General features: G+C 55.6%; 16 protein-coding genes. 4 read left to right on the top strand and 12 right to left on the bottom strand.

What is annotated here, in order from left to right:
- The first annotated feature begins 211 nt into the window (after nucleotides 1–211).
- Nucleotides 212–1345 (top strand): tRNA/rRNA methyltransferase, encoded by a 1134-nt coding sequence (locus GEAM_RS14385; protein WP_034792686.1) that lies wholly within the window; start codon nucleotides 212–214, stop codon nucleotides 1343–1345.
- A 100-nt stretch (nucleotides 1346–1445) separates the two neighbouring features.
- On the opposite strand, the gene emrB is transcribed toward GEAM_RS14385, so the two are convergent.
- From emrB to GEAM_RS14360, 5 genes are all read right to left on the bottom strand, one after another.
- Nucleotides 1446–2990, bottom strand: coding sequence for a multidrug efflux MFS transporter permease subunit EmrB (gene emrB / locus GEAM_RS14380; protein ID WP_034792683.1), 1545 nt, complete (start codon nucleotides 2988–2990; stop codon nucleotides 1446–1448).
- Nucleotides 2991–3007: 17 nt separating this feature from the next.
- Nucleotides 3008–4204 (bottom strand): multidrug efflux MFS transporter periplasmic adaptor subunit EmrA, encoded by a 1197-nt coding sequence (gene emrA, locus GEAM_RS14375; protein WP_034792680.1) that lies wholly within the window; start codon nucleotides 4202–4204, stop codon nucleotides 3008–3010.
- 29 nt (nucleotides 4205–4233) lie between these two features.
- The gene (locus tag GEAM_RS14370) at nucleotides 4234–5688 is read right to left on the bottom strand and encodes an efflux transporter outer membrane subunit (RefSeq protein ID WP_034792677.1); all 1455 of its coding nucleotides are present in this window, start codon (nucleotides 5686–5688) and stop codon (nucleotides 4234–4236) included.
- 22 nt (nucleotides 5689–5710) lie between these two features.
- Nucleotides 5711–6232: a transcriptional repressor MprA gene (mprA, locus tag GEAM_RS14365; RefSeq protein ID WP_034792674.1), complete on the bottom strand. Its 522-nt coding sequence runs from the start codon at nucleotides 6230–6232 to the stop codon at nucleotides 5711–5713.
- Nucleotides 6233–6802: 570 nt separating this feature from the next.
- Complete coding sequence (locus GEAM_RS14360) at nucleotides 6803–7987, bottom strand: MFS transporter (RefSeq protein ID WP_034792743.1); 1185 nt, start codon at nucleotides 7985–7987, stop codon at nucleotides 6803–6805.
- 144 nt (nucleotides 7988–8131) lie between these two features.
- Between GEAM_RS14360 and GEAM_RS14355 the strand changes: the two genes are divergently transcribed.
- Nucleotides 8132–9007 carry a LysR family transcriptional regulator gene (locus tag GEAM_RS14355; RefSeq protein WP_034792672.1) on the top strand — a complete coding sequence of 292 codons (876 nt, stop codon included), beginning with the start codon at nucleotides 8132–8134 and terminating at the stop codon, nucleotides 9005–9007.
- A gap of 75 nt (nucleotides 9008–9082) precedes the next feature.
- Here GEAM_RS14355 and proX (GEAM_RS14350) read toward each other — a convergent pair whose 3' ends face one another.
- The 6 genes from proX (GEAM_RS14350) to GEAM_RS14325 all read right to left on the bottom strand — a co-directional run bounded on the left by proX (GEAM_RS14350) (nucleotide 9083) and on the right by GEAM_RS14325 (nucleotide 16759).
- Complete coding sequence (gene proX, locus GEAM_RS14350; RefSeq protein WP_034792669.1) at nucleotides 9083–10081, bottom strand: glycine betaine/L-proline ABC transporter substrate-binding protein ProX; 999 nt, start codon at nucleotides 10079–10081, stop codon at nucleotides 9083–9085.
- Between the two features lie 56 nt (nucleotides 10082–10137).
- Nucleotides 10138–11142, bottom strand: coding sequence for a glycine betaine/L-proline ABC transporter substrate-binding protein ProX (proX, locus tag GEAM_RS14345; protein WP_034792666.1), 1005 nt, complete (start codon nucleotides 11140–11142; stop codon nucleotides 10138–10140).
- A gap of 127 nt (nucleotides 11143–11269) precedes the next feature.
- Nucleotides 11270–12484, bottom strand: coding sequence for a glycine betaine/L-proline ABC transporter permease ProW (gene proW / locus GEAM_RS14340; protein ID WP_034792664.1), 1215 nt, complete (start codon nucleotides 12482–12484; stop codon nucleotides 11270–11272).
- Nucleotides 12484–13680, bottom strand: coding sequence for a glycine betaine/L-proline ABC transporter ATP-binding protein ProV (gene proV, locus GEAM_RS14335; protein WP_034792662.1), 1197 nt, complete (start codon nucleotides 13678–13680; stop codon nucleotides 12484–12486). Before proV ends, proW begins: the two co-directional genes overlap by 1 nt.
- Before the next feature lie 600 nt (nucleotides 13681–14280).
- A complete protein-coding gene (locus tag GEAM_RS14330) occupies nucleotides 14281–15000 on the bottom strand; it encodes a response regulator (protein WP_034792741.1) in 720 nt (239 codons plus the stop codon).
- 121 nt (nucleotides 15001–15121) lie between these two features.
- Nucleotides 15122–16759: an ATP-binding protein gene (locus tag GEAM_RS14325; protein WP_034792739.1), complete on the bottom strand. Its 1638-nt coding sequence runs from the start codon at nucleotides 16757–16759 to the stop codon at nucleotides 15122–15124.
- Nucleotides 16760–17071: 312 nt separating this feature from the next.
- Here GEAM_RS14325 and GEAM_RS14320 point away from each other — a divergent pair, with 312 nt between their 5' ends.
- Together GEAM_RS14320 and GEAM_RS14315 are read left to right on the top strand one after the other, a co-directional pair.
- On the top strand, nucleotides 17072–18427 hold the full coding sequence (locus GEAM_RS14320) for a 2-hydroxycarboxylate transporter family protein (RefSeq protein ID WP_034792660.1): 1356 nt from the start codon (nucleotides 17072–17074) through the stop codon (nucleotides 18425–18427).
- Nucleotides 18428–18564: 137 nt separating this feature from the next.
- Complete coding sequence (locus GEAM_RS14315) at nucleotides 18565–20205, top strand: ABC1 kinase family protein (RefSeq protein ID WP_034792659.1); 1641 nt, start codon at nucleotides 18565–18567, stop codon at nucleotides 20203–20205.
- On the opposite strand, the gene nrdF is transcribed toward GEAM_RS14315, so the two are convergent.
- A complete protein-coding gene (gene nrdF / locus GEAM_RS14310; RefSeq protein WP_034792655.1) occupies nucleotides 20202–21185 on the bottom strand; it encodes a class 1b ribonucleoside-diphosphate reductase subunit beta in 984 nt (327 codons plus the stop codon). The genes GEAM_RS14315 and nrdF overlap by 4 nt on opposite strands.
- Nucleotides 21186–21193: the final 8 nt, after the last annotated feature.

Genomic DNA, 21193 nt, shown 5'->3' with positions numbered 1-21193 from the left:
TGCTCAAATGGGATCGGATCAACCCGAACCTGTAGCGGTAACCGCGGGGCTGATATGTTACTTATTTGTTGTAAGTATGGAGAGATGCGGGCGGGTGGACAACGTGGTTTATTCAATGAATACGATAGTTTTAAGCTTTTGGTCCAAAGCAAGTGGCTTAGCACCCAGACATCAGGTAATCTTCGCGCCCTGCGCGTAGGTGGAGAGAGAAATGAACGATTCATTCAGTGGCAAAAACGGCAAAGTCAAAGTGATGTACGTCCGCAGTGACGACGACGGCGATAACCGCAACAACGATAAACGTCCTTCCAACAATAAAGGACGTCCAGGCGATAAACCTCGCCAAGGCTCCCGTCCAGACGATGCCCGCCGCAATGAGCGTCGTAGCAGCGATAACCGTGGTGATTCACGCGGTCCTGACGCACGTCGTGGCGATGCTCGCCCGCAGCGTTCAGGTCGTGATGCACCTCGTCCTGCGCGTTCCACGCGTGACGATGACGGCCCGTATTCTTCTCCGTGGAAAACCGTTTCCCGCGCGCCAGACGATGAGTCTGCTCCGGACCACGGTGGTATCAGCGGCAAGAGCTTTATCGATCCCGAGCAGCTGCGTCGTCAGCGTCAGGAAGAGACGCGTGTTTACGGCGAAAACGCCTGTCAGGCACTGTTCGCTAGCCGTCCTGACTCTATCGTTCGCGCTTGGTTCGTGCAGTCTGTGACGCCACGTTTCCGTGAAGCACTGCGCTGGATGGCGGCGAATCGCAAAGCGTACCACGTGGTTGAAGATGACGAGCTGGCGAAAGCCTCTGGTACTGAGCACCACGGCGGCGTTTGCTTCTTGATCAAAAAACGTCAGGGCTTGGATGCAGAAACTTACCTGCAAACGGCTCCGGCGAAAGATTGCGTACTGGCGCTGGAAAACGTCGGTAACCCGCACAACCTCGGCGGCATTATGCGTAGCTGCGCGCACTTCGGCGTGAAAGGTTTGCTGGTCCAAGACCCGGCTCTGTTGGAGTCTGGTGCTGCGGTGCGTACTGCCGAAGGCGGCGCGGAACACGTTAAAGCCATTAGCGCTGACAACTTCCTCGACGTGCTGGCTAGCTTCCGCAAAGCCGGTTACACCATCGTGACCACTTCCAGCCACAAAGGCACCGCGCTCGGCAAAGCCGAACTGCCAGCCAAAATTGTGTTGGTGCTGGGTGAAGAGAGCGACGGCCTGTCCGATAGCGCATGGCAGCAGGGTGACATCAACATCTCTATCGGTGGTACCGGTAAAGTGGAAAGTCTGAACGTATCTGTTGCAACCGGCATCCTGCTGGCCGACTGGTGGCGTCAGAATCAGGGGTAATTCCCGGCAGATTCACTCGCCGTAAGCATTAAAAAAGGACGCCTCAGGGCGTCCTTTTTATTTGTGATTTACTTGGCGAAAAGCCTATTCAATCAGCGGCTTAGTGCGCACCGCCACCGTCCTTGCTGCCACCCGCACCGCCAAACGGAGGTCGGGCAAACCAGATTAAGACCAGCAACACCAAGAAGGCTCCACCGGATAGCCAGAAAATCTCATTGGCAGAGATGATCAGCCCCTGATTGGTAATCTCCCGCGCAATCCAGCCTGACGCCTGCTGGTGGCTCATTCCCATCCCTTCCAACTGCTGATAGGTCTGCTGCGCCTCTGGGTTGAACGGTGTGATGTTCTCACTCAAGTGCGCATGGTGCAGCGACTCGCGATTGGACCACATGGTGGTGGTGATCGACGTGCCAATCGAGCCGGCCAGCGTACGAATAAAGTTCGACAAGCTGGACGCCGCCGCCATGCGTTCTGGCGGCAAGCCGGACAGAATGATGGTGGTCAGTGGCATAAAGAAGCAGCCGACGGCAAAGCCCTGAATAAACTGCGGCCACGCCGAAGCGCCAAAGTCCATGCCCGGTTCGAAGGTGTAAGCTCGCCAGTAGAAGCACACCGCGTACATGATAAAGCTGAAGGTGATCAGCTTACGCATGTCCAGCCGGTGGGCGAAGCGGCCGATGATCGGCGACATCACTACCGGCAATATCCCCACCGGCGCGGATGCCAGACCCGCCCAGGTCGCGGTATACCCATAGACCTCTTGCAGTAACTGCGGCAACAGAACGATTGCGCCGAAGTAGAGCATGTAAGCCAGACTGATACAGAGCACGCCGATGGTGAAGTTTCGCGACTTAAATAGCGACAGGTCGACTATCGGGTGGTCGTCCGTCAACTCCCAAACCACCAGGAAGCAGAGCGCCACCACCGCCACGGCGGCAAGCACGATGATTTCCGTGGAGTTGAACCAGTCGAGCTCTTTGCCCCGGTCGAGCATCACCTGCAAGCAGCCGATCCCCAGCACCAGCAGCACCAGCCCAACGCTGTCGATTGGCCGGATCTGCGTTGCCGTTTCGCGCCCTTTAAGGGTTTTCAGCGTCAAGGCCACCACGGCGATACCGATCGGCACGTTGATGAAGAAGATCCAACCCCAGTGGTAGTTATCACTGATATAACCGCCGAGGATCGGGCCGCAAATTGGCGCCACGATCACCGTCATCGACCATAGCGCTAAGGCGGTACTTCGCTTGGCTGGCGGGTAGTTATTCAGTAATAAACTTTGTGACAGCGGGATCAGTGGACCTGCCACCACGCCCTGCAATACACGGAAGAAAATCAGCATTTCAAGGCTGTTGGAGATGCCGCACAGCCATGAGGCGAAGGCAAACAGCACCGTCGACCACAGGAACAGTTTGACCTCGCCGATGCGCTTCGCCAGCCAGCCGGTGATCGGGATCGAGATGGCGTTTGCCACCCCGAACGAGGTGATAACCCAAGTACCCTGTGAGTTCGAGGCACCGAGGTTGCCGGCAATGGTCGGAATAGCCACGTTGGCGATGGTAGAGTCCAGCACCTGCATAAACGTGGCCAACGACAGCGCCACCGTCATCCAAGCTAACGGCGCGCCGACGAGTGGTTTCTTATCCACATTGGCCTCCGAAGCCTTTAGCCAGCATTGGCGTTGATCACATCAGCAATAATGGCGTTAACCGGTGCCAGATCCAGCGTCAGCGCGGTAGTCTGGTACAGAGGTTCGGTACGCACTTTATCTGCCAGCACCAAGCCGTTCAGGTCTTGGGTATCGACCGTCACCAGCGTGGACAAGCCAATGCGCAGCGGGTGTTTCGCCACTTGTTCGTCATCGAGCTGAATACGCACTGGCAGGCGCTGAACCACTTTGATCCAGTTACCGGTGGCGTTCTGAGCAGGCAGCAGGGAGAACGCGCCGCCGGTACCCATATCCATCCCGACCACTTTGCCTTTATAGGTCACGTCGTCGCCGTACATATCGCTGACCACGGTAGCGGATTGGCCGATACGCATGTTCGCCAGCTGAGTCTCTTTGAAGTTAGCATCCACCCATACGTGATTGGCTGGAACTACTGCCATCAGCGCGGTTCCTGGGGTGATTTGCTGACCTACCTGCACTGTACGGCGTGAAACCAGACCGTCGATTGGGCTGACCACTTTGGTACGTTGCAGGGATAACCAGGCATCGCGCACCTGTGCGGCGGCCTGCAACACCTGCGGCTGTTTATCAACCGGGGTATTGAGGATCATCGCCTGATTGGCGTTGTACTGCTGCACGGCAACGTCGAGCTGGGCCTTGGCGGTGTCTACGGCATCATGAGCATGTTGCAGCTCTTCGCGACCAATCGCATCGACGCTTCCTAGTACCACGCGGCGTTTCAGGTCAGCTTCAGCCTGTTTCAGCTGGGTCTGGCGCAGGGCAACGTTCGCCTGATATTGACGGCCATTGATGATTGACTGGTGCGTTTGACGCACGCTATTGGCCAGCGCGGTTTTGGCGCGCTCGAAAGCCTGTTGGGCGTCAGTCGGGTCTAATACGACCAGCGTGTCGCCTTTCTTGACGTAGTCGGTGCTATCAAAGTTCACGTCGGTCACGCTACCCGATACCTGAGCCATGATCTGCACTTGGTTACCGGCGACGTAGGCGTCATCGGTACTTTGGAAATGACGCAACACCAGCAGCCAGTAAATCAAGTAGGCGATGGCGATGATGACAAACACACCCGTTAAGAACAGCAAGGCAATTTTGCGTGATTTCTTCTTGTTATGTGGCTGCTTAGTCGCAACCGGCTCCTGCGGAGGCGTTGACTGAATGCCCGCATTATCGCTCATGGTTTTCTCCATCCACGCTTAGGTTTTTATTATTGGTTTTTGTCCGCTGCCGGGGCCTGATAACCGCCGCCGAGCTCGCGAATTAGACTGATTTTTGCCTGCAACAAGTTGCTGCTGGCATTCAACTGCGTCTGTTGCTGCTGCAACAAGGCGGACTGGCTGGTGAGCAGTTCATCGCGCCCAATCACCCCGGCTCTATAACGCGCATCCGCCACCCGATAGACATCTTCAATCGACTTCACGGCAGAAGAGGCTTGCTGCAACTGAGCCGCGCTGCTTTGAGCGACGGTCATGGCATCAGCCGTTTGCTGAACCGCAGTCAGGATAGTCTGGTTATAAGACTCCACTGACTCGTCGTAGCGCGCGGAGTCCCCGGCTAACTGGGAACGCAATTCGCCGCCGTGGAAGATTGGCAGAGAGAGGGCCGGTGTGATGTTCCACGCCTTGCTCGCTGCTTCTAACAGGTTCGGGTGCGTACCGCCGTAGTCAGTGGTGTTCAACCCGGCAAAGGCGCTGATAGTCAGGCTTGGGTAGAACTCTTTCTTAGTGGCTTTGACGGTCTGCAAATAGGATTCAACCAGCGAGCGCTGCGCGGCAATGTCCGGGCGTTTACCCAGCAAGTCCAGCGTCAATTCACTCTTCGGCGAGATAGCATCGTCGGCAGGCAGCGACACTTCGCGCAGATTATTCATCGCGTCAGGACCTTGACCTGCAAGAGCCGCCAACTGGTGTTTCAGTTGATCAATCTGGGATTGCGATTCAATCAGCTGCTGCTTGGCGCTGTCGGCCTGAGCCTGAATCTGCTGCGGCACGTCCACGCCGTAGATCCCCGCCTGATACTGCGCTTTACGCAAATCGGCCAGACGCTGATTGTTGTCGACTTCCTGCTTCAAGACTTTCTGCACCGCCAGATTGGCCTGCAACTGATAATAAGCAGAGGCGACGGAGCTGGTCAGATTAAGCGCGGCCTGAGCCTGCTCGGCGCGGGCGGAGTCAACCTGCGCTTTGGCAGCATTGACCTGATTTTGGAACTTGCCCCACCAGTCCAGCTCATAGTTGAAGTTCAGCCCGAGCGCGTTACTGGTGTCATAGATAGGCGCTGACGGGTAGCTGGTCAGGAAAGGCGGGATGGTATTTTGGGAAATACGTTCGCGACGCCGAGAAGCCGTAGCATCAATATTCGGGGTCTGCGCCGCGTGAGCGCCTCCAAGGATGCTTTGCGCTTCGCGTACGCGAGCCGCGGCCTGACGCAGTGACGGCGAATTTTGCAATGTCGTCGTCATCAGGGCATCAAGTTGCGGGTCATTAAGACTGCGCCACCACTGCGGGCTTATCGCCATTGAACTGACTTTCGGTTGTGCCAGTTTCAACTGCTGGGTATCCAGCAAGGTTGACTGCGGAGCGAGATTATCGCTGGAGGCGCAGCCCGCCAATAACAGAACGGCGAACAGCGGCGTAAGTCTCCAGCTGGCTTGGAGTGACATGTGTGGTTTACCTGAACAGAAATTAGAAAAATTGTGTCGCGGTGACATCCATCTGATCGAGGCGGGTTAACAATTTGCGAGTCAGGATTTCCAACTGCTTTTGTTCATCAGCATCAAGAGTCGACCAAAGGAAATGCAGGCACTTATGTTGAGGCGGTAAAACCTTCTGGATGAAAGCTTCGCCATCCGTCGTTAAATGCAAATGTAGGCATCGACGGTCATTATCGCTCTCACGGCGCTCAATCCAGCCGCGCTTCTCCAGTTCATCGGCAATACGGGTGGCGTTGGTACGCGAAGAACCCAGTGCGGAACTCAGCTCTGAAGGCTGAATGCTGTGGCTCTCCTGAGCATCCAGAGTCAGAAGCGCCATAAACAGCGTTTCATTAATACCCTGTGCTTTCAGCATCTTATTGCGATTTTCTAACAATTTACTTTGCATGTGCATCGACAACCGAGTCAGCAAAATTTCCTGATAAGGGAAATCTTTCTGTTTCTTGGCGCGGATATTTAACATGTTTTCAATTGGCGCGAACGAGCTGTCCATATGAGAAGCCTCATTAGTTACGGTTGACATAGTAACGATCGTAATTAGTAATATCAATGTCAGGAATCACCAAAACTTTAGCAATAAGTGTGATTCATAACTCCGGTGAATTATTCGAAAGGTAATACGTTCCACTGGCGGAATTGCGCCTCGACCAACGAATGTTTTTCTGTCTGGTAGCAACCAGAATCTAAACGCCTGCCCAAGGAAAACGGCGCCAAAAAGCGCGAATTGACGGGCGCGAAAAGGCCGCCAAAGGCAAAAGGGAATGCGAAAGGGAGATAACCAGTAGTGATGGGCGGACCGTCAACCATTCCCAGCGTGCACAAAGCGTCATGCGGGGTAAGTGTCGTTTTTAAGACTCTGTGGGTTTGCATAGGACAGTCGGTGCGGCGTCAACGATGTATATCGTTCATGAATAATTTATAGCGCAAACATTACCAGACTGTCAGTAGTGATAACACCCTCGGAGGAAAATAAATTTCCTCCATTATTATTTGCATGCTAATCAGGGGGCGTGATGATTGCCCCCGTTTGTCAGTTTTTATAAAGGCTTAGCCAGGCTGGGCTTCAGGCCATTTTGTACTTGTAGCCCGACCACCAGACCAGCAGGTTTAGGGTACTCATCACCACGCCAGCGGCGGAAACGCCATACCATCCGGCCCACTGGAAGGCTGAGGCAGAGACGACCGAACCTATCGCGCCGCCGATGAAATAGGTGGTCATGTAACCTGCGGTGAGGCGGTTACGCGCCTCCGGCATCGACTTATAAATCACGCTCTGGTTGGTGATGTGCACACCCTGCGCCGCCAAATCCAGCACGATAATGCCGATGATCAGCGAGACAACCGAGTGCTGGCCGTAGGCGATTGCCGCCCATGACAGCAAGATCAGAATCAGGCCATAGGTGGTGGTCAGGTGCGCCTTGCCTTTATCCGCCAACTGCCCGGCGCGAGTTGCCGCCAATGCGCCCGCCGCGCCGACCAAGCCGAACAGCCCAATCACCCCTTCGGAATAACCATAGGCCGGGCCCGCCAGCAAGAAGGCCATTGAGGTCCACAAAATGCTGAAGTTGGCGAAGGAGCACAGGCCGATCAAGGCGCGGGTACGCAGCACCGGCGTCTTGAAGAACAGGCTAAAAATGGATTTCAACAGCTGGCCGTAGTTCAGGTCAGTGTGCTGTTTGTGGGTCGGCAGACGGCGCCAAAGCACGACCGCCATTATCAGCATCAGCACGCTGGCTACCCAGTAGACGGTGCGCCAGCCGCCAAGCTGCGCCAGCGCGCCCGCCACGGTTCGCGCCAGCAGAATACCCAGCAGCAGGCCGGACATAATCAGCCCGACTACTTTGCCGCGTTTCGCCGGTTCAGCCAGCGTGGCGGCCAGCGGTACCAGAATCTGCGCCACCACCGAGAACAGCCCGGTCAGCGCGGTACCAATAAGCATAATAGTCAGCGTCGGGGCCATCGCGGTGATAAACAGGCCGGCGGCGGAGAGGGCGGTCATCACCACGATAAGCTTGCGGCGCTCGAACATATCGCCCAGCGGGACAATAAACATCAGGCCGCAGGCATAGCCGAGCTGGGCGATAGTGACGATAAAACCGGCCTGATTGACCGACAAACCAAAGGCGCGAGCGATGGTTTCCAGCAGAGGTTGCGGATAGTAGTTACTGGCGACCGCCAGACCCGTGGCTATCGCCAGCAGAATGATCAGCCCCGGTGTGAGAGGAGAATGTTTGGTTGAATTAGTCATTTTGTTTTCATTTTTAGAGAGGGAAGCAGGTTTTGGCCCATTCGCGGCGTTGCGCCACATTGAGCGAGGGCGAGTATCACCCAGCTATAAATAGTAAACCAATGTATAATTTTCATCTTAACTATCTCATTTCGCGATGAATCGATGAACCTCAAACAGATCCGTTTTGCCCTAGCCGTGGCGCAAGAACAGAATTTCACCCGTGCGGCCCAGCGCTGCCATACGGTGCAGTCGGCCCTCAGCCACCAGATAGCCAAATTGGAAGAAGAGCTAGGCTGCGTGCTGTTTGAGCGCACCTCGCGGCAGGTGAGATTGACCGAGGCGGGGCGAGCGTTTATCGGGCCAGCGGAGCAGTTACTCGCCGCGCAAACCCATCTGCTGGATACCATGGACGCCTTGAAAGGCGAGGTGAGCGGCACCCTGACCGTCGGCATTATTTCAACGCTTAACGCGATAGATGTTATTGGCCAATTGGCGAGCTTTACCAAGCGCTACCCACGGGTGAATATCCGCATGTATGTCGCGATGAGCGAGAAGCTGCTGGAGGATGTGCAACAGCTGCGCACCGACGTCGCCTTTGTCGGTTTATGGCCGGGAGACAGCGCCGCGCTGCGTTTGCCCAACCGCCTGCTGGCCGACGAACCGCTGGTGGCGCTGCTCAGCCCAACGCATCCCTACGCCAACTGCCCGCAGCTGACCCTCAGCGAGCTGGCGCAGGTGCCGCTGGTGGACTTCTATGCCGGAGCCGGAGCAAGGCGGCAAACCGACAGCGCCTTTAGCGAAGCGGGGATCACTCGCCACGTCAGCTTTGAAATCGACCACATCGAGTGGCTGGAAAGCATCGTTCGCCGCTCGCTGGCGGCGGGCATTGTGCCGCTGTCTCACGCCCAACACGCCAAAGACCTGATCTCGGTTCCTATCGAAAACGCCCCGCGCCGACAAGTGTTGTGCGTCTGGCAAAACAGCCTCTCCACCGCCGCCGAACGCTTTTTGGCCTTTGCTCAGGAGGAGGAAAAATAAAAAGGCGCTGAATAATCATTCAGCGCCTTGGTCGACTTCACCCCATGAGAACTCGAGGCGTTTATAAAGAAGCTGTTACGACTTCGCTGCCGCGGCCGCTTCTTTTACCCAGCCATCGAAGGTGGCTTGGTGAGCTTTGATCCAACCGTCGGTCTGGTTGTTGATATCCGCTTCAGAACTTTGACCTGCGTGCATCGCTGAGTTCTGTGCGTTGATGTCTTTCAGAGGCAACTGCATGATGGCGAACAGTTTGGCGGCGGCTGGGTTAGCTTCGGCCCATTTCTTGTTCGCGACGATGTGCATGGTGCTGACTTTGAAACCGTAGTTTTTGCCATTCGGCAGCGCGGTGTCGGCGTCTTTCTCTCCCGGAACTACGGAGAACGGCACCTGCATCCACAGCACGTCTTTACCCGGCACTAACACGTCGCTGACCCAGTACGGCGTCCACGTGTAATAGAAGATAGGTTTACCTTCTTTATAACGGGTGATGGTGTCGGCGATCATCGCCGAGTAGTTGCCCTGATTGTGATTGACGGTTTTTTCCAAACCGTAGGCTTTCAGCTGTTCATTCAGCGCGGCCTCACAGCCCCAGCCCGGCGTACAGCCCGTCAGGTCTGCTTTGCCATCACCGTTGGTGTCAAACAGCTTGGCGATTTTGGGATCTTTCAGCTGTTCGATATTGGTGATGTGGTACTTCTCGGCGGTTTTCTTGTCGATCAGGTAACCCTGCGCGGCGCCGTTGACATAGGTCCCTTCGCGATAGAAGGTCTTGTCGCCACCGGCGGCTTTGTACATTTCGTCATGCAACGGCGACCAGTTTACGGCGGTGAAAGTGGCATCACCGGCGGCGATGGTGGTGTAGCCCACGTTGTAGTCCACTTCGCGAATTGGCTGAACGTCATAACCCAGTTTTTCCAGCGCCTTGCTGACCAGCAGCGTCTGGAAGGTCTCTTCACTGATGGTGCTCTGAATCGGGGTGGCGGTGACGCCTTTACCCGGCAGGTCAGCGGCGAACGTGGTGGCCGAGGCCAGCGTGGTCAGGGCGGCGGCCGCCCAGAGAGTTGATTTACGCATAGAAGAATGTCCTGTTTATTGTCGATTTATCGTCATTGTTATTGCTGCTGTGCGGATTAGGATTTTTTAGCTGCGGCGGCAGCTTCGGCAATCCAACCGTCGAAAGTGGCCTGATGGGCTTTGATCCAGCCATCCACGTGCTGCTGAATGTCAGACGTTGAGGCTTCGCCTTCGTGCATCCGTAGGTTCTGCGCATTCACGTCAGCCAGCGGCAGTTTCATGATGGCGAACAGCTTGGCGGCGGCCGGGTTAGCTTCGGCCCACTGTTTGTTGGCCACGATATGTTCATTGTTGACTGGGAAACCGTAGTTCTTGCCGTTAGGCAGCTTGGTGTCCAAATCTTTGTTCGAACCCGGATTCGCCGAGAATGGCACCGTCAGCCAGACCACGTCTTTGCCCGGCTTCATCTCGTTGCTCACCCAATACGGCGTCCAGGTGTAGTAGAGCACCGGCTTGCCGCTTTTGAAGCGCGTCAGGGTGTCGGCGATGATGGCCGAATAGTTGCCCTGATTCTGCTGCACCGTGCTGTCGAGGCCATAAGCCTTGAGCTGGGTGCTAATCACGTTGCCGCACTCCCAACCCGGATCGCAGCCTGCGAGGTCGGCCTTGCCGTCGCCATTGGCGTCAAATAGCTTGGCGAGCTTGGGATCTTTCAACTGATCGAGGCTGGTGATGTGGTATTCATCGGCGGTTTTTTTGTCGATCAAATAACCCTGCGCTGCGCCGCTGATGAAGGTGCCCTGACGGTAGAACTTCTTGTCGCCGCCCGCGCCGTCATACATATCAACCTGCATCGGATCCCAGTTCACGGCCATGTAGGTGGAGTCGCCGCTGGCGATGGCGGTGTAGGCGACGTTGTAATCCACTTCACCCGTCGGCTGCACGTCATAACCCAGCTTTTGCAGGGCGCGATTGACCAGTTCGGTCTGGAAAGATTCTTCTGGAAGCGTGCTTTGCAGCGGCTTCACAACCACGCCTTTACCCGGCAGGTCGGCGGCGAAAGCAGCGGGCGCTGCCAGTAATACGGAGAGAGCAATCGCTCTGATGTGTGTGTTGCGCATAGTGAACCCTTATTGTTTTATTAAATAATTTAAGAGTGGACTGCGTTTTGTGAGGCGAAGGAGCGTTAACGCGTAGCGGGACAACTTTATGTCCCGGCGGCGAACCGCCGGGATGAACAGCGAGCTGTTAGGCTTTTTTGGCGAAAGGCTTGGTCAACAAGCCAATCGGGCCACGGGTAAACCAGCGATGGCCACCCTTGCTGCGGGTATCTTGACCCATAGACTGCGTCAGGCGGTCGAGGATAATGGCGAGGATAACGATACCTGCACCACCCACTGACGCCAGACCCATATCCAGACGGCCGATGCCGCGCAGTACCATCTGACCCAGACCGCCCACGGCGATCATCGAGGCGATAACCACCATCGACAGCGCCAGCATCAGCGTCTGGTTAATACCGGCCATGATGGTCGGCATCGCCAGCGGCAACTGCACTTTGAACAGCATCTGGCTTGGGCTGGCGCCGAAGGACTGCGAAGCTTCAATCAAATCTTCCGGCACCTGATTAATCCCGAGGATGGTCAGACGCACGATTGGCGGTAGGGCGAAGATAATGGTCACCACGACGCCCGGCACGTTACCGATACCAAACAGCATGACGATCGGCACCAAGTAGACGAACGCTGGCGTGGTCTGCATGGCATCAAGCAGCGGACGAATGATTTTCGCCGCGCGCTGGCTGCGTGCCAGCCAGATACCGAGCGGAAGCCCTATCAGCACACAGAAGAACAGCGAGGTGAGCACTAACGCCAAGGTGACCATGGCTTGTGACCACGCGCCGATAGCGCCAATCACCACCAGAGAAACCAGCGTTGCCACACCCATGCCTAGACCTGCCATCTGCCAAGCAATTAGAGCAAAAATCAGCATGGCGATAGGGGCCGGGAGTGACTCAAGGCCGTGTTGGAAACCACTGAGCACGAAGTCTACCGGCACGCGGATCCCTTGGAACACCGGGCGGAAATTGGTTACCAGCCAGTCAATCCCCTCGGTGACCCAGCGGTCGAGAGGAATGAGCGTGGTGTGAAACGGGTCGAGAATGTTGAACTGGTCATGCTGCGCCGGGGCGACGTTCAGCCAGTCATTGGCCTGTGACGCAGCCTGATGCGTGGCATCCGGCGCGCTGTGGGCAGTCGTTGCTGCGGCATCGCTGCCGCCGGACGTGCCGCCCCAAGGGTCACTGCTGCCCGCATCGGCAGGTGCCGAGGTGGCTGACTGCGCGGCATCAACATGGCCGCCGCTGGCGTTATCGGCACTCCATGGATCGACGGACGGATCGAGTTCTTGAGTGGCAGCCTGCGCGTGTTGGACGATGCTATCGTTATGAATTGAATGCTTCATTATTCGTTACCCCCTTCTTTGTCCAGAGCACGAAGTAGCATGGCTTTGGAAATAATACCGATATAGTTATTGCTCTCATTGACCACCGGCACGGCGTACGGCGCGGCGGCAACGTGAGAGATCAGTTCACTGAGCGGCATGTCTGCCTGCACCGGTGCCGGGAACTCAAGCAGGGCGGATTCCAGTGAAAGATTGGCTTTTAGCGCGGTTTTCAGTGAGTCAATCGACACAACGCCGATAAAGCGCTCACCACGCTCCAGCACATAACCATATTCGCGGTCGGCGTCTTCCAGCAGCTTGAGGGCTGCCCTCGGACCAAAACCGGGGGTTTTACGAATTAATGTCCCGCGACGGCGGGCGATATCTTTGGCGCTGAACACCTGACTGATGTCCACGCCGCGGAAGAAGGTGCGCACATAGTCATTGGCCGGATTATTCAAAATCTCTTCCGGCGTGCCGACCTGCACCACTTCGCCGCCCTGCATAATGGCAATACGGTCACCAATGCGCATGGCTTCGTCGAGGTCATGGGAAATAAACACAATGGTGCGCTGGTGCTGCGATTGCAGCTTCACCAGTTCATCTTGCATCTCGGTACGGATCAGGGGATCGAGCGCGGAGAAGGCTTCATCCATCAGCAGGATGTCGGGGTTATTGGCCATGGCGCGGGCAAGGCCAACGCGTTGACGCATACCGCCGGACAGCTCATCGGGATAAGAATTAGCGTAATTTTCCAAACCGACCTGACGCAGCGAGTCGAGGGCTTTTTGATTGCGCTCCTCGGTCGGCACGCCAGCCAGCTCCATACCAAAGGCAGTGTTGTTCAACACGGTCAGATGGGGCATGAGGGCGAAGGATTGGAAAACCATGCTGATTTTGCTGCGGCGAACCTGACGCAGTTTGGATTCGGAGATCTTGGCGATGTCTTCGCCGTCAATCAGCACTTCACCGCGGGTGGGTTCTATCAGACGATTGAGAAGGCGTACCATAGTGGATTTACCGGAGCCGGATAATCCCATGATGACGAAAATCTCGCCTTCTTCAATGGCCAGACTGGCGTTTTTAACACCCAATGACAGCCCGGTTTTCTCAAATATTTCTTCTTTACTCTTGCCGGAATCTATCAGCTTAAATGCGCGCTCAGGGTGCTCGCCAAATACCTTATACAGGTTCTTTACTTCGATTTTAATTGTCATGCAATGTGCATTCCTTGGAAAGAAATAGCCATCGGCTATAAATGGGTCTAGTTGTGTTTGAACTCTATAGAATCTACTTAGTACGCAAAGTACGGAAATATCGAACGGTTTACACCCTACCACAACGAGAGACTGAGACAAGTCTCAATCTTTCTGAATAATATTCCTCGGCGCGTTTCCCATTGGCTAATTCGGCATGAAATTTTGTTGGAGAAATTTGTTATTTCACGCCAATTATTGGCTGTTTTTTGCATAAATTAGTGCAATGAAATTACAGGTTTTTTTGACTATTATTTCATGCTGAGATAATTATTATATTTGATTTAATTAATTGATTTTTATGAATTTAATTTCTGCATTGTTTTTGTGGTTTATGCGCAGAATAATATTCTGTTAGCGCAAAATAGAGATATTTCAAGTGATTTTGTCTTTTGGGTGAAATAGTCATTTCACTAACGGGCTGAGAAGAGGTGGAAATCAGCTGAAGAAAAAAGTTGTCAGCTGGGAATAATCCACCCGATATTGGTGGAGAATCTGTCGAAATGTAACGTAGTTGTGTCGGCGAAACGAAAAAATTATCCGGCCCTTGAGCCGGATAATTTAGTCATGAATAGGGGCCTGATCTTCGCGGAATATCAGCCGGTAAAGTCGCCTTGGATGGCCAATATTTCCGTACTGCATTTCCACCGCGATAAAGCCAATTTCCACGCAATATTCCAGATATCGCCGCCCGGTGGTTTTGCTAATTCCCACCTGTTCCACCACCTGATCGACTGACCAATTGCGGTCCGGCTCGGCGATAAACACCCGGCGAACCAGCTCCAGCGTATTCGGCTCAATGCCTTTGGTCGCGGGGGCTGCGGGCATGTCGGTGGCGGGCAGGTTATACAGCCTGTCGAGGGCCTGCTGGTCGAGCACCTTCACATTGCGCAACTGGTGCACAAACTGCAAAAAGCGCTCGAGCGAATTGCGCAGGCGCTGGAAAGAGACCGGCTTGATGATGTAGTCAAACGCGCCATAGCGCATCGCCTGACTACAGGTATTCATGTCACTGGCGGCGGTGATGAAAATCACCGAGCAGTCGAGGCTTTTCAGCAGCGCGCTGTCGATAAGCTCAATGCCTTGGCCGTCCGGCAGATAGTTGTCCAGCAGCACTAGCCGCGGCCGGTAGAGTTGCAGCTGAGTTCTGGCCTGCGCCAGCGTGGCGGCGATGCTCACCACCCGCAGATTGAAGTTTTGCTCAATAAAGTCACGGTGCAGGCCGGCCAGATAAGGCTCGTCTTCGACAATCACCACGTCCAGCGCGCTGCCGTTATTGATACTGCCCCCGTTGTTGAAACTACTCTTGTTCATCGTGTTTCCTGACATGCTCATAAAGTAGGTTAGGTCATGATTTTCTTATTAAAATAGTGCGCTTAGCGCTGTTCCAGTCTGTCAAATTTTAGCTGTTGCTGCCCGGCGGTTTCGGATTGGGGATAAACAGTGAGAACACCGTGCCCCGAGGCTGATTGTCTGAAATCTCAATCATGCCCTGCGCCTGATGCACGTAGCTGGCGACCACGTACAGCCCGATGCCGTGCTCCCCGCCGGTTTGGTCAGCCGAGGAGAGTGGCTTGGTGGTCGCGCCCTGTTCGAAAATACGCGGACGGATCTCCGCCGACAACCCCGCGCCCTGATCCGCCACTTCAATCAGCAGCTCGTCATTGCGGTCAGTCAGATAGAACTCTACCGGCTGATGCGGCCCCGGCGCGGCCAGCGTGGCGTCTACCGCGTTATCGATCAGATTGCCGATAATCGACATCAGCTCCGACTCGCTCAACGCCGCGGGCATGCGCTGAAGTTGGCAAGCCGGGTCGAAGGTCAATTCAATGCCTTTTTCCCGCGCGCTGGAGTACTTCCCTAACAATAAACCGCAAATCGTCGGCGAGGCAAAGCGCTCTGAAACAAAATCCAGCACCGCCTGCGCTCCTTCGGACTGCGCCTGAATGTAGCCCATCGCCTCGTCATAGCGTTTCATCTGCAACAGGCCCGCCAGCGTCGCGGTCCAGTTAAGCTGCTCGTGGCGCATGATACGCAGGTTGTCAGCATAGCGTTTCACCTGACTGAGCTGGCTGCTGAGGGTGTTGATGTCGTTTTTATCGCGGAAACTGACCACCCAGCCGATCTCCGACGACGGCCCAAGCTCAATGCGCACCCGGTTGACGATCACTTGCCGCTGGTTGAAGCGCGTCACCTCATCGTGGCTGTTGGGCGTTTCGCGGTCGCCGGTGAAGAACTCCGCGCCGGTGTGGATGATGTCGCGGATGTGCTGGCCGACCAGCAGGTCTTCCGGCTGGTGTATGTCCAGCAGCTCACGGGCGGCGTGGTTGATAGATAAAATCCGCTGCTGGTGATCAATGGCGATCACCCCTTCATAAATAGCTTCCAGCAGCGCTTTCTGTTGGCGAACTAATAACGCAATTTCTTTAGGTTCCAGCCAGAACATCTGTTTCTTGAGGTTCTTACTGAATAGCCATGAGAAGAGGAACAGCAGGGCTAATAGCAGAATGCCGGACAGCGCGGTCTGCGCCAGCAATTTCACCGTCACGTCATCAATATAAGAAATCAGGTAACCGACGGAGACAATACCGATGACTTTATTATTGGCGTCCACAATGGGCGCTTTGCTGCGTAAAGAGATTCCGATGCCGCCCTGACGCACGGTAATAATGGTTTTGCCCTCGAGCACTTCGGCGTTATCCCCGCCGACCAGCGGCTTGCCGAGGCGTTCTGGCGACTGCGAATGGTAGAGGTGGTCGGCATGCACATCGCCAATAACGATATAACTGGCGTCGCTTTTAGCGCGCAGCGGCGCGACCAGTTTTGCCACTCCCGCGCTGTCTTCGGCCTCGACGCGCTCAGCCAGGCCGGGCATCAGGGCGATTTGCGAAGCCTGAACTTTGGCGCGGCTGCCCAAATCTTTATGCAGTTGTTCATCAACGGTGCGGAATAAAAGCAGCCCGAGCACTGCCAAAAGCACGCAGGAAAAGCCCACCAGTGAGAGAAAGAGCTTTATTTGAAAAGTGAAACGTAATCGCATTCTGGCAGCCACCAAGTCAACAGAGAATAAGCCTAACATGGCGTTTTCGGCGGCGTCATTCCCAGAGCGCGGTGTTGTGAGGAAATACGCAACTGCCGCGCGCCACGGGGCTTAATAGCCACAAAAATAAAAAGGCTAAAGGCGTGATTTACTACAAAGCTGATAAGCTTTGCAGACTAAGTAACATTAACGCCATTAAAACCATTACAACCTTTAAATCAGCGATTTTAATTTGAACAGCCTCACAACGATGCGGGGTCGCTATTTTTTATCCTCATTACTAATGAAGTTTTAAAGCATGAGGAAAGTATTATGAGCACCACTGATGATTCCTACGTTGTTGTGAAAAAGAAGGAAACCCCGGCCGTTTCTGCCAAGGAGCGCTGGTGGCATATCTTGGATAACTACAAGATAGGGATCATTCCGCTGCCTTTCTTCCTGCTGGCGGGCGTGCTGATCCTGCTTGATTGCCTAAATGGCAAACTGCCGAGTGATATCGTGGTGATGGTGGCGACGCTGGCCTTCTTCGGCTTTGCCTGCGGCGAGTTCGGCAAACGCCTGCCTATCATCGGCAAGCTGGGCGCGGCGGCAATCTGCGCCACCTTTATCCCTTCCGCGCTGGTGCATTATGGCCTGCTGCCGGACGTGGTGGTCGACTCAACCATCAAATTCTATAAATCCACCAATATTCTCTATCTCTACATCTGCTGCATTATTGTCGGCAGCATCATGAGCATGAACCGTCAGGTGCTGATTCAGGGCTTCCTGCGTATCTTCATCCCGATGCTGTGCGGCGAAATCGTCGGCATGGTGGCCGGGCTGGCGATGGGCATGGCGCTAGGCCTGCCGCCGTTCCAGACCTTCTTCTTCCTTATTCTGCCGATCATGGCCGGTGGCGTGGGCGAAGGCGCAATCCCGCTGTCGATGGGTTATGCGACCATTCTGCACATGGAGCAGGGCGTGGCGCTGGGCCGCATTCTGCCTATCGTGATGCTGGGTGGTTTGACCGCTATCGTGCTGGCGGGCGTGCTGAACCAAATCGGTAAACGCTATCCGCACCTGACTGGCGAAGGCCAGCTGATGCCAGCGAAAAACGGCCTGATTGGTCACGGGTTGGAAGAGTTCAAAGGCAAGCCTGACGTCAACGCGCTGGCCTGCGGCGCGCTGCTGGCGGTGCTGCTGTACATGGTGGGGATGCTGGGTCAGCGCCTGATTGGCCTGCCAGCGCCGGTCGGCATGCTGTTCGCGGCGGTGGTGGTGAAACTGCTGAATGGCGTGTCGCCGACTATTCAACAAGGGTCGATGACGGTGTACAAATTCTTCCGCACGGCGGTGACTTACCCAGTACTGTTCGCGGTGGGCGTGGCTATCACCCCGTGGCAGGAGCTGGTTAACGCTTTCACCATTTCGAACCTGTGCGTGATCGTGACCACGGTCTGCGCGCTGGTCGGCACGGGCTATTTTGTCGGCAAGAAAATCGGCATGCACCCTATCGACGTGGCTATTGTTTCTTGCTGCCAGAGCGGGCAGGGCGGCACCGGCGACGTGGCTATCCTGACCTCGGGTAACCGCATGGCGCTGATGCCTTTCGCGCAAATCGCCACCCGCATTGGCGGCGCGATCAATGTGTCGGTTGGCCTGCTGGTCTTGGCGAAATTCTTCGCCTGATTGCTTCTTCTGTGTCACCAAGGCCCGGTTAATCACCGGGCCTTTTTCGTTTTAGCATTCCGCCGTTTATGCTTCGGGGTGCGCTACACTGACAGTATGAAATTCGCCGCAACCACACTTCAGGGACGGAGCTGTTTATGTTGAAAATGATGTACGTGACGATGCGCGACCGCGCCAGACTCAAGCAGATCACCGAGGTGCTGATCCGCTACGGTTTGCAGGATTTACTGGCTATCGTGGGCCTAGGCGGGCTGGTGAAATCGCGCCTTGCCGCCAATGATGACGCGGATATCCAGACTATGCCGCAGCGGCTGCGCGCCGCGCTGGAAGCCCTCGGACCAACTTTTGTGAAGTTCGGCCAGATACTGGCGACGCGCTCCGACCTGCTAGACCAGCGTTGGATTGATGAGCTGGACAAGTTGCACAGTCAGGCGCAGTTTCTGCCATGGGAGGCCATCAGAGGACAGGTGAGTCAGGATTTAGGTGGCGACCCGCAACAAGTATTCGCCCAGTTTGATTTAGAGCCGCTGGCGGCGGCTTCCATGGCGCAAATCTACCGCGCCCGGCTGCACAGTGGCGAAGAGGTGGTGGTTAAGGTTCTGCGACCAGAGCTGGAGAAAACCATTCGGGCTGATTTACGCCTGCTGGCCTATCTGGCGGATACCGCCGCCGAGCAAAGCCCGATGATGGCGCGCTTTCGCCCGCAGCAGATTGTCAGAACGCTGGAAATTGCGCTCAACCACGAATTAGATCTCAGCCACGAATGCTACAACTGTCGGCAGATCGGCGACTATTTCCGCGATCAGCCGGAGATCGTCATCCCTAAGATCTACAGCGAATTCTCTTCGCCCCGCCTGCTGGTGCAGCAATATTTGCCCGGCGTCTCACCCTCTAATCCGGCTGATTTGATCGCCGCAGGTTTTGATCGCCCGCTGCTCGCGCGCCGTGGGGCGATTGCCTTTATGAAAATGGTGCTGGATCTGCGCCTCTACCATGCCGATCCCCATCCGGGGAACCTGATGGCGCTGGCGGGAGACAAAGTCGGTTTTATCGATTTTGGCATGGTCGGCAGCCTCTCCGAGCGGCGGCGCAATCAGCTGCTGCTGTTGCTGCACGCGCTGGTGGAGCGCGACACGGCGGGGATCGTCAACACGCTGGTGGCCTGGACCGACACCGACGCGGTGGATTTGATGGACCTCGAGCTGGCGGCGCAGAACTTCTTTGACCGGCAACTCTCGGCCCCGATGACCCTCGGCGGCGCATTAACCGATTTCCTGCTGATGGCCCGCGAGCATCAGTTGATCCTGCCGTCCGATCTGGTGCTGTTGTTTAAGGCGCTGATCACCGCCGACGGCGTGCTGCACAGGCTCGATCCGCAGTTTGATATTGTCGCCACGCTGCGCCCGATGCTGGAAAAAATGATGCTGCAACGCTTCTCGCCGGAGGCAACGCGCCAGCGTCTGGTGAACTTGGGGATTGAAGCCGTGGAGGCCAGCGAGGAGTTGCCGCAAACCCTGCGTCTTATCACTCAACGGCTGAAAAGCGGCAGGCTGCACGCCGGAGTGGAGATCAAAAACCTCAGTGAACTGAGCCGTTCGCTGGAACGCTCGGCCATTACGCTGGCGATAGCCATCGTCACTGCCGCCTTCGCGCTGGGCATCGCGCCCTATTTGATGAATTCGACCGTCAATCTGTGGGGAATTCCGTTGTTCCCACTGCTGGGAACAACGGTGTGTATCGCGGGATTGGTACTGCTGGTGCTAAGACTGCGGCGTTAGAAGTCCCAGTCTTCGTCTTCGGTATTCACCGCCGTGCCAATCACGTAGGACGAGCCGGAGCCGGAGAAGAAGTCGTGGTTTTCATCGGCGTTCGGCGACAGGGCTGACAAGATGGCCGGGTTAACGTCCGCCATGCTGGCCGGGAACAGGGCTTCATAACCCAGATTCATCAGCGCCTTATTGGCGTTGTAGTGCAGGAACTTCTTCACGTCCTCGCTCCAGCCCACGTCGTCATACAACTCTTCGGTATAGCGAATTTCGTTGTCGTACAGATCCTGAATCAGATCAAACGCCTGCGCTTTGATCTGCCGCTGGCGCTCTTCGCTTTCCAAAGCCAAGGCTTTCTGGAACTTATAACCGATGTAATAGCCGTGAACAGCCTCATCGCGAATGATCAGGCGGATCAGGTCGGCGGTGTTGGTCAGCTTGGCGCGGCTCGACCAGTACATCGGCAGATAGAAGCCGGAGTAGAACAGGAAAGATTCGAGGAACACGCTGGCGACTTTCTTCATCAGCGGATCTTGCCCGTCATAGTAGGAGAGAATGATCGCCGCTTTGTTTTGCAGCGCGACGTTCTCTTCACTCCAGCGATAAGCTTCGTCTACGTCCGAGGTGGCGCACAGCGTGGAGAAAATCGAGCTGTACGAGCGGGCGTGTACCGCCTCCATAAAGCAGATATTGGAGTACACCGCCTCTTCGTGTGGCGTGACCGCGTCTTTCATCAGGGTCGGCGCGCCCACCACGTTCTGCACGGTGTCGAGCAGCGTCAGGCCGGTAAACACGCGGATAGTCAGCTGCTTCTCTTTCGGACTCAGCGTGGCCCATGACGGAATGTCATTGGACAGCGGCACCTTCTCCGGCAGCCAGAAGTTGGAAGTCAGGCGGTTCCACACCTCCAAATCTTTATCATCCTGAATCTTGTTCCAGTTGATGGCTTTGCTAATTGGCTGCGGAACTAATAATTGTTTTACTGCGCTCATTTTTAAGT

Origin of the sequence: Ewingella americana ATCC 33852, from assembly GCF_000735345.1 — a bacterium.
Classification (GTDB): domain Bacteria; phylum Pseudomonadota; class Gammaproteobacteria; order Enterobacterales; family Enterobacteriaceae; genus Ewingella; species Ewingella americana.
This window is presented reverse-complemented; position numbering and strand designations above follow the sequence as displayed.